The organism is Roseateles sp. P5_B10 (assembly GCF_056400485.1).
On record NZ_JBFULE010000180.1, the window covers coordinates 1 to 8,247 of the forward strand.

Here is an 8,247-nt window from a genome sequence, read left to right on the forward strand (position 1 = left end):
TGAGTTCGGCGTGCAGCCGACGTTAAGCGGCGTGAAGGGGCAATGGATGGTGCTCTTCACAAGGACAGCAGCGAGAGCGCAGCGGTTCGCGTCTTCCCGAGATGCAGGTCAGCGTTTTCGCGCGCCGCTATTCGCGGCGCCGCGGTCGTGTGCGGTTCAGGGCCTCTTCTTTGGTGACTTTCTTCTGGCCCCGCAGAAGAAAGTTACCCCGCTGCCGGGCGGGACTCCCGGCAATGCAGCGAGCAACCACGCTCTCCGCCAAAGCAACCCGAAGCAACGAGCAAGCTGACAAAGCCATGGCCACCCCAGCACTCGAAATCCAAAACCTCCACGCCTGGTACGGCGAAAGCCACATCCTCCACGGCATCAACCTGTCAGTCCAACCCGGCCAGGTCATCACCCTGCTCGGCCGCAACGGCGCCGGCCGCACCACCACGCTGCGGGCCATCATGGGTTTGACGGGAGCAAGAAAAGGCTCCATCAAGATCCACGGCGAAGAGACCATCGGCCTGTCCACGCACCGCATCGCCAACCTCGGCATCGGCTACTGCCCCGAGGAGCGCGGCATCTTCGCCAGCCTGTCGACCGAAGAGAACCTGCGCCTGCCGCCGCCGCTGAAAACCAAGCGCGGCAAGGTCATGAGCGAGACCGAGATCTACGCGATGTTCCCCAACCTCGCCGAGCGCAAGAACAGCCCCGGCACGCGCCTGTCCGGCGGCGAGCAGCAGATGCTGGCCGTCGCCCGCATCCTGCGCACGGGCGCCGACATCCTCTTGTTGGACGAGATCTCGGAAGGCCTGGCCCCCGTCATCGTCCAGGCCCTGGCCCGCATGATCCGCACGCTGAAGAGCCAGGGCTTCACCATCGTCATGGTGGAGCAGAACTTCCGCTTCGCCGCGCCCCTGGCCGACCATTTTCTAGTCATCGAGCACGGCGAAGTCGTGCTGTCCTTCCCCGCAGCCGACCTGCCGGCCCACCAGGCCCAGATGGACGAGCTGCTCAGCGTTTGAATCCAAACAACCCACCGGAGACAACCATGAAAAAGACCCTCATTGCCGCCGCGCTCGCCACCTGCGGCTTTACCGCCCAGGCCCAGATCTCGGGCGACGTCATCAAGATCGGTTTCCTGACCGACATGTCCAGCGTCTATGCCGACATCGACGGTGCCGGCGGTGTCGAGGCGATCAAGATGGCCATCGCCGACCTCAAGGGTGTGGCCGCGGGCAAGAAGGTCGAGCTGATCTTTGCCGACCACCAGAACAAGGCCGACGTCGCCTCCGCCAAGGCGCGCGAGTGGATGGACACGCAAGGGCTCGACCTGCTGGTGGGCGGCACCAACTCGGGCGTCAACCTGGCCATTGCCACCGTAGCCGCCGAGAAGAAGAAGCCCTTCATCTCCATCGGCGCCGGCAGCTCGGCCCTGACGAATGCCAATTGCACGCCCTACACCATCCACTACGCCTACGACACCGTGGCCCTGGCCAACGGCACGGGCGCCGCGGTGACCAAGGCCGGCGGCAAAACCTGGTTCTTCCTGACCGCCGACTACGCCTTCGGCGCGGCCCTGCAGGCCGACACGGCCGCCGTCGTGCAGAAGAGCGGCGGCACGGTCAAGGGCAGCGTCAAGCACCCGCTGAACGCCAACGACTTCTCCAGCTTCCTGCTGCAGGCACAGGGCTCCGGCGCGCAGATCCTCGGCCTGGCCAACGCGGGTGGCGACACCATCAACACGATCAAGGCCGCCAACGAGTTCGGCATCACCAAGGGTATGAAGCTCGCCGGCCTGCTGATGTTCATCAACGACGTGCACTCGCTGGGCCTGAAGACGACCGAGGGCATGTACCTGACCGACTCCTGGTACTGGAATCAGAGCCCCGAGGCACGCGCCTGGAGCCGCCGCTTCTTCGACAAGATGAAGCGCATGCCCTCGTCGCTGCAGGCCGCGGACTACTCGGCCGTGACCCACTACCTGAAGGCCGTCGACGCCACCAAGACCGACGACGCCGACAAGGTCATGGCCAAGATGAAGGACACGCCGATCAACGACTTCTACACCAAGGGCACCATCCGCAAGGAAGACGGCCGCGGCATCCACGACATGTTCCTGATGCAGGTCAAGTCGGTGAAGGAATCGACCGAGCCCTGGGACTACTACAAGGTCGTGACGCGCATCCCGGGCGACGAGGCTTTCACCAAGCTCGCGGACAGCAAGTGCCCGCTGGTGAAGAAGTGAACGTGAACCCCTCGCCCAGCCCCGCGCTGCTGGACGCGCGCGTTTCTGGTCGGTCCCCCGAGGGGACGCCGATCGATGCCGGCGAGAGCCGGCATCGACATCGGCCCTGGCCGCCCTTGGGAGCGGCCCGGCGGGCGTCCAGGGTCTGAACACGATTGCCATGACAGAAATCTTCGGTATTCCGCTGCCGGCCCTCTTGGGCCAGCTGCTGCTCGGCCTGGTTAACGGCTCGTTCTACGCGATGCTGTCCCTGGGCCTGGCGGTCATCTTCGGCATGCTCAACATCATCAACTTCGCCCACGGGGCGCTGTACATGATGGGGGCTTTCTTCGCCTGGATGGGGCTGGAATACCTGGGGCTGAACTACTGGCTCATGCTCGGTCTCGCGCCGCTCGCGGTCGGCCTCATCGGCATCGTCATTGAACGCACGATGCTGCAGTGGCTCTACAAGCTGGACCACCTCTACGGCCTGCTGCTGACCTTCGGCATCACCCTCGTCATCGAGGGCGTGTTCCGCAGCGTCTACGGTGTGTCGGGCCAGCCTTATCAGGTGCCCGACGCGCTGCAGGGCGCCACCAACCTGGGCTTCATGATCCTGCCCAACTACCGGGCCTGGGTCGTCGTCGCGTCGCTGATCGTGTGCTTCGCGGTGTGGGCGCTGATCGAGAAGACGTCGCTGGGCGCCAAGCTGCGCGCCGGCACCGAGAACCCCAAGCTCGTGCAGGCGTTCGGCATCAATGTGCCGCTGATGGTCACGCTGACCTATGCCGGTGGCGTGGCCCTCGCGGCATTCGCGGGCGTGCTGGCTGCGCCCATCCTGCAGGTGTCGGCGCTGATGGGCACCAACCTCATCATCGTGGTGTTCGCGGTGGTGGTGATCGGCGGCATGGGCTCCATCCTCGGCTCCATCCTGACCGGGCTTGGGTTGGGCATCGTTGAAGGGCTGACCAAGGTCTTCTATCCCGAGGCGTCCAACACGGTGGTGTTCGTCGTCATGGCCATCGTGCTGCTCGTTCGCCCGGCCGGCCTGTTCGGCAAAGAAAAATGAACAAGAAAGTCCTCGGCTACGCCGCGCTCTTCGTCGCTATCGCACTGCTGCCAGCGTTCGGCGTCTACCCCGTCTTCGTGATGAAGGTGCTCTGCTACGCGCTGTTCGCCTGCGCCTTCAACCTGCTCGTCGGCTTCACGGGCCTGCTGTCCTTTGGCCATGCGGCCTTCCTGGGCACCGCGGCCTATGTGACCGGCCATGCGCTCAAGGTCTGGGGCCTGCCGACGCCGGTGGGCATCCTCGTCGGCATGGCGGGCRCGGCCGGTGTGGGCCTGCTGTTCGGTCTGCTGGCCATCCGCCGCTCGGGCATCTATTTCTCGATGATCACGCTGGCCCTGGCGCAGATGCTGTACTTCTTCTTCCTGCAGACCCCCTTCACCGGCGGGGAAGACGGCCTGCAGTCGGTGCCGCGCGGCAGCTTCCTGGGCCTGCACCTGGAAAACGACCTGGTGCTGTTCTACGTCGTTCTGGCCATCTTCATCGCCGCCTTCTGGCTGATCTACCGCATCGTCCACTCGCCGTTCGGCCAGGTGCTGACGTCCATCCGCGAGAACGAGGCCCGCGCCACGTCGCTGGGCTACGACACCGGCCACTTCAAGCTGCTGGCCTTCGTGCTATCGGCCGCGCTGGCTGGCCTGGCCGGTTCCACCAAGACGCTGGTGCTGGGCTTCGCCACGCTGACCGACGCGATCTGGACCACCTCAGGCCTCGTCATCCTGATGACGCTGGTGGGCGGCATGGGCACGCTGGTCGGCCCCATGGTGGGGGCGCTGGTCATCATCGCGCTGGAGAACAAGATCGGCGACTTCGGCAATTGGCTGGGCGAGCTGACCGGCGTGGCCTGGTTCAACAGCCTGGGCGAATCTGTCAGCCTCGTCACCGGGCTGATCTTCATCGTCTGCGTGCTGGCCTTCAGGCGCGGACTGGTGGGCGAGGCGATGGCGCTGCTGGAGCGCAAGCCGAAACAACCCGCTTCCTGAACACCAGCACATTGCCCGCCATCACCAGCACCAGCCCGGCGAGCGCCGGCGCCGTCCACTCGTAGCCCTCCACCCAGGCCGACACGTTCAGCGCGACGACCGGGAACAGCACCGTGCTGTAGGCGGCCCGCTCGGGACCGAGGCGGCCCACCAGCGTCAGGTAGGCCGTGAAGCCGATGACCGAACCCGGGATAGCCAGGTACAGCAGCGCGCCGAGGTAGCGGGTGCTCGCGTCGAACGCGAAAGGCACGCCGGCCAACAGCGCATAGCCCGTCAGGATCGCCGTGCCCACCGCCATGCCCCAGGCGTTGGTCTGCACCGGTTTCAGGCCCTGCTGCTGCAGCGCGGCCGACAGCAGGTTGCCGGTCGAGAAGCACAGCGTGCCACCCAGCGCCCAGGCCAGGCCGGCCAGGCTGGCGTGGCCACCACGGATCTCGGGCCAGAACAGCAGCACCAGCCCCGTCAGGCCGAGCGAGCCACCCGCCAGGACCTGGGGCACGATGGCGCGGCCATGAACAAGACGCGCCAGCAGCGCGTTCCACAGCGCCGCGCTGGAAAACACGACCGCCACCAGGCCGCTGGCCAGCGTCTGGCTGGCGTTCAGGAAACAGACGAAGTTCAGGCAGAACAGACACAGTCCCTGGGCGAGCACCCAAGTGAGCGCCCGCCCACGCGGCACGACGAGCTGGCGCCGCCAGGCCAGCCAGGCGAACAGCACCAGGGCCGCGAGGCCGAAGCGGTAGGCGATGGACAGCGCAATCGGCACGGGGCCCAGTTGCCACTTCAGGGCGATCCAGGTCGTACCCCAGATCAGCACGACGAGCAGGTAGAGGAAGGCATTCATGCCCGCCATCGTGGCGCCGCGGGCGGCCGTGCGATTGCATATTCCTGCGCATCGTCGGCCTCAGGCCGGCACGGGGAAGGGCTTAGCACCTAGCATCGCTGCATGCTCGACCTGACCGCCGGCGCCACGGCCCACCAGCCCGTCTTCGACGTGCTGGGCCGCTCCAGCGCGCGCCGGGAACGTGAGCTGACGCTCGCCGACGACCTGCGCCTGGTGCAGTGGTGCAACGACGGCGGGCGCATGGACTACCAGCGGCCCGGCCACCACACCCTGTCGGTCTATCTGCAGGGCGGACACGACACCCACCTCATCGAGACACCCCGCGAGACCGGCTCGCCCGGCTGCCACTGCATCCTGCCAGCCGAGCACGAGTCGCGCTGGAACGTGGCCGGGCCGCTGCGCTTCGTCCACCTCTACCTGTCGGACGACGCCTGGGCCGACCGCATCGTCCGCCTGCTGGACGCCGAGCCCCGCGCCATCACGCTGGAGCAGCGCATCTTTGGCGAGGACGCCACACTTGCCGCCTGGGCCCAGGGCGTTGCCAGGTACGACTGGCAGGACCCCGCCGAGCGCCTGCGCATCGATGCGCTGAGCCAGGCCGCGCTGGATCACCTCGTGCTGCAGGCCGCCCGGCCGCGGCTGCGTGAGCGAGCCGAACGCTCGCCGGGTGGCTTGTCCGGGGCGGCGCGGCGTCGGGTGCTGGACTTCGTTGATGCCCACCTCGACAGCGCCGAGTTGAGCCTGCCCCGGCTGGCCGCCCAGGTCCACCTGTCCGAATTCCATTTCGCCCGCATGTTCCGCGTCTCCATGGGCTGCAGCGTGCACGACTGGGTCGCCGCCCGCCGCCTGGACCGCGCCCGCACGTTGCTGCGCGACACCGCCCTGCCCCTGGCCGACGTCGCCGCCGCCTGCGGCTATGCCGGCGCCAGCCATTTGACCCGCCACGTCAATGGCGCCCTGGGCGCGACGCCGGGCCAGTACCGGCGCACCATGGGCTTGCGCTGACTGCTGCCAGTACGCCGTCAGCATTCACTGGCGAGTTAGGGGGAGCGTCCGGCGGCGACATGGCTCACTATCCAGGCCATGGCCACGTCAGCCCGCTTCAAGTTCACCGCCACGCTCGTGGTGTCGGTGCTGGCGTGCGTCCTGACGCTTTTCGTGCCCGGCGAGGACGACGCGCCCGGCAGCGCGACCCACACTGCCGGCCTGTTGCCGCCGCCCCAGCGCTGAATTCCAGCCGCCAAGGCGTGACAAACGGCGCCACCTGGGCCTTCCTCGAAAGGCCTGTTCGCGAAGCGGACACTCACTGGCCCGATGATGTGCGACTTTGAAGTAGCGCACGTCCCCCGAAGATGAACGAGCTGTTGACCTGGCCCCTGGCCGCCGTGGCGGTCGCCGTCGTGCTGTTCCTGCTGTGGCTCGGCCGACGCCGGCAACAAAAGTCCCGTGCCGACGCCCGGCGCCGCGAAGCCGAGCGCCTCACGCTGGCACGGGCCGAATATGCGACTCGCGCCCCGCGCGTACCCGCCGAATCCGCCCGCCAGCAGGCCGACGATCAGGCCCTGCGCGAGGTCGAGGCCGCCGTGTCCCAGCGCCTGGGCCAGCAGCGTGCCGAGGAAGAACAGCTGGAGGCCGAGCGGGCACGCGTCGAGCACGAAGAAGCCCTCCGCTTCGAGGCCCAGGCCCAGCGCCTGGCAGAACAACGTGCCGAGACACAACGGCGCGAAGCCGACGAGCAGGCCGCTCGCGAGGCCGCCGAAGCCGCAGAGGCCGAACGGCTGGCGCAGGAACGCGCCGAGGCTGAGCGCCTCGCCCAGGAAGCCGCCGCTCGCGAAGCCGAAGCACGCCGCCTGGCCGACCTGAAAGCCCAACAAGAGGCCGAAGCCGAACGCCAAGCCCGCGAACAGGCCGCCCGCGAGGCTGCCGAGCTGCAACGCCTGGAGGACGAACGCGCCGCCCGAGAAGCCGAGGCCCTCAGGCTGGCCGCCGAGCAGGCCGAGGCCGAGCGCGTGGCTGCCGCCCGGCGCCGGGCGGAGGAACAGGCCGCGCGGGAAGCCGCTGAAGCTGCTGCTGCTGCTGCCGCGGCGGCCCTGGCCACCCGCGAACTGCGGGCCGACGAAACCCTCGTCCTCGTCGCCGACGATTCCAAGATCGTGCGCGTCAAGATCAGCCGCCTGCTGACCGGCCAGACCTATCGCGTCGCGCTGGCCGAGAGCGGCGAGCAGGCACTGGAGTTGATGGCCGCCGAGCTGCCGCACCTCTTGATCACCGACGTCGAGATGCCCGGCATCGACGGCTTCGAGCTGACCCGCCAGGTGCGCGCCGCCGCTGTGACGGCCGACCTGCCCGTCGTCATGATCACGTCCTCCGACGACAAGCAGGCCGAGGCCGCCGCCGCCGGTGTGACCCAGCTGCTGGGCAAGCCCTATTCGGAAGAGGCGCTGATCGCCGCCATCGAGCGAGCCCGCCTCGCCGTCCGGGTGCCGGCCTAAATGGTGTGCCCCTCGCTCAGTCTTGCGCGCTGAACGCGAGCAAGCCTGATCGGTCCCCCGTGGGGACGGCGATGCTTACGGCATCCAGCCGCAAGCACATCGCCAACGCGGGCCGGCTCGGGAGCGGCCCAGCGCTCGGCCCGAACGCCCCGACCGTTCCTGATCATCGCGGCGTCGTGTTTCGCTGCACCTCGCGCGCCCAGCGCGGCGCCCATTGCAGCAGCGGCTCGATCGCCAACAGCAGTGAGCGCCCGTGGGGCGCCAACCGATAGCCACTGCCTGCGTCATGCTCGACGAGCAGGGCCTCGCGCAACTCCGCCAGGCGCTGGTTCAGCACCGAGGCCGACAAGTCACCACAGGCGGCCTGCAGCGCTCTGAAGTTCAGGCTGGCGTCCTCGGCGCGCAGCTCCCACAGGATGCGCAGCGTCCAGCGGCGGTGGAAGAGTTCCAGCGCGGCGTTGATCGCAACCTTGCCCGAGGCGGGCGTGTCCGCCATGGCCAGCTTTGCGAGGCGTTTTGTCGTCATGCTTTGATTTTAGAAGCAAGCTCGGCTAGAGTCCGCCTACCGCAACGCTTCTAAATTCGAAGCATGAACACACACACACCCCGCATTGCCCCGCAAACCCTGCCGCTGCCGCTCGACCTGGCCG

Annotated in this window: 10 protein-coding genes; 8 read left to right on the top strand and 2 right to left on the bottom strand. The window is 67.7% G+C overall.

The window, feature by feature from the left end; all coding sequences use genetic code 11:
• The 5 genes from AC1DU6_RS13330 to AC1DU6_RS13350 form a co-directional block, all read left to right on the top strand.
• Positions 1-289: hypothetical protein (locus tag AC1DU6_RS13330; protein WP_477857679.1), on the top strand; the 289-nt coding region annotated here is incomplete at its 5' end.
• 7 nt (positions 290-296) lie between these two features.
• Complete coding sequence (locus AC1DU6_RS13335; RefSeq protein WP_056200976.1) at positions 297-1,010, top strand: ABC transporter ATP-binding protein; 714 nt, start codon at positions 297-299, stop codon at positions 1,008-1,010.
• A 26-nt stretch (positions 1,011-1,036) separates the two neighbouring features.
• The gene (locus tag AC1DU6_RS13340; RefSeq protein WP_457324817.1) at positions 1,037-2,233 is read left to right on the top strand and encodes an ABC transporter substrate-binding protein; all 1,197 of its coding nucleotides are present in this window, start codon (positions 1,037-1,039) and stop codon (positions 2,231-2,233) included.
• 160 nt (positions 2,234-2,393) lie between these two features.
• Positions 2,394-3,281, top strand: coding sequence for a branched-chain amino acid ABC transporter permease (locus AC1DU6_RS13345; protein ID WP_056200980.1), 888 nt, complete (start codon positions 2,394-2,396; stop codon positions 3,279-3,281).
• Entirely contained in the window at positions 3,278-4,261 is a 984-nt protein-coding gene (locus tag AC1DU6_RS13350) for a branched-chain amino acid ABC transporter permease (protein ID WP_477857681.1), read from the top strand. Before AC1DU6_RS13345 ends, AC1DU6_RS13350 begins: the two co-directional genes overlap by 4 nt.
• On the opposite strand, the gene AC1DU6_RS13355 is transcribed toward AC1DU6_RS13350, so the two are convergent.
• Positions 4,194-5,105 (bottom strand): DMT family transporter, encoded by a 912-nt coding sequence (locus AC1DU6_RS13355; protein WP_457324819.1) that lies wholly within the window; start codon positions 5,103-5,105, stop codon positions 4,194-4,196. The genes AC1DU6_RS13350 and AC1DU6_RS13355 overlap by 68 nt on opposite strands.
• A gap of 102 nt (positions 5,106-5,207) precedes the next feature.
• Here AC1DU6_RS13355 and AC1DU6_RS13360 point away from each other — a divergent pair, with 102 nt between their 5' ends.
• The 3 genes from AC1DU6_RS13360 to AC1DU6_RS13370 all read left to right on the top strand — a co-directional run bounded on the left by AC1DU6_RS13360 (position 5,208) and on the right by AC1DU6_RS13370 (position 7,597).
• On the top strand, positions 5,208-6,110 hold the full coding sequence (locus AC1DU6_RS13360) for a helix-turn-helix domain-containing protein (protein WP_457324820.1): 903 nt from the start codon (positions 5,208-5,210) through the stop codon (positions 6,108-6,110).
• 78 nt (positions 6,111-6,188) lie between these two features.
• Complete coding sequence (locus AC1DU6_RS13365) at positions 6,189-6,335, top strand: hypothetical protein (protein WP_157281872.1); 147 nt, start codon at positions 6,189-6,191, stop codon at positions 6,333-6,335.
• A gap of 122 nt (positions 6,336-6,457) precedes the next feature.
• Complete coding sequence (locus tag AC1DU6_RS13370) at positions 6,458-7,597, top strand: response regulator (RefSeq protein WP_457321703.1); 1,140 nt, start codon at positions 6,458-6,460, stop codon at positions 7,595-7,597.
• A 163-nt stretch (positions 7,598-7,760) separates the two neighbouring features.
• Here AC1DU6_RS13370 and AC1DU6_RS13375 read toward each other — a convergent pair whose 3' ends face one another.
• The gene (locus AC1DU6_RS13375; RefSeq protein ID WP_457321704.1) at positions 7,761-8,123 is read right to left on the bottom strand and encodes a winged helix-turn-helix transcriptional regulator; all 363 of its coding nucleotides are present in this window, start codon (positions 8,121-8,123) and stop codon (positions 7,761-7,763) included.
• Positions 8,124-8,247 lie beyond the last annotated feature (124 nt).

Coding starts and splice junctions, on each gene's coding strand:
- AC1DU6_RS13375 (WP_457321704.1), bottom strand. CDS start 8,123: ATGACGACAAAACGCCTCGCAAAGCTGGCCATGGCGGACACGCCCGCC.
- AC1DU6_RS13340 (WP_457324817.1), top strand. CDS start 1,037: ATGAAAAAGACCCTCATTGCCGCCGCGCTCGCCACCTGCGGCTTTACC.
- AC1DU6_RS13355 (WP_457324819.1), bottom strand. CDS start 5,105: ATGAATGCCTTCCTCTACCTGCTCGTCGTGCTGATCTGGGGTACGACC.
- AC1DU6_RS13360 (WP_457324820.1), top strand. CDS start 5,208: ATGCTCGACCTGACCGCCGGCGCCACGGCCCACCAGCCCGTCTTCGAC.
- AC1DU6_RS13365 (WP_157281872.1), top strand. CDS start 6,189: ATGGCCACGTCAGCCCGCTTCAAGTTCACCGCCACGCTCGTGGTGTCG.
- AC1DU6_RS13370 (WP_457321703.1), top strand. CDS start 6,458: ATGAACGAGCTGTTGACCTGGCCCCTGGCCGCCGTGGCGGTCGCCGTC.
- AC1DU6_RS13345 (WP_056200980.1), top strand. CDS start 2,394: ATGACAGAAATCTTCGGTATTCCGCTGCCGGCCCTCTTGGGCCAGCTG.
- AC1DU6_RS13335 (WP_056200976.1), top strand. CDS start 297: ATGGCCACCCCAGCACTCGAAATCCAAAACCTCCACGCCTGGTACGGC.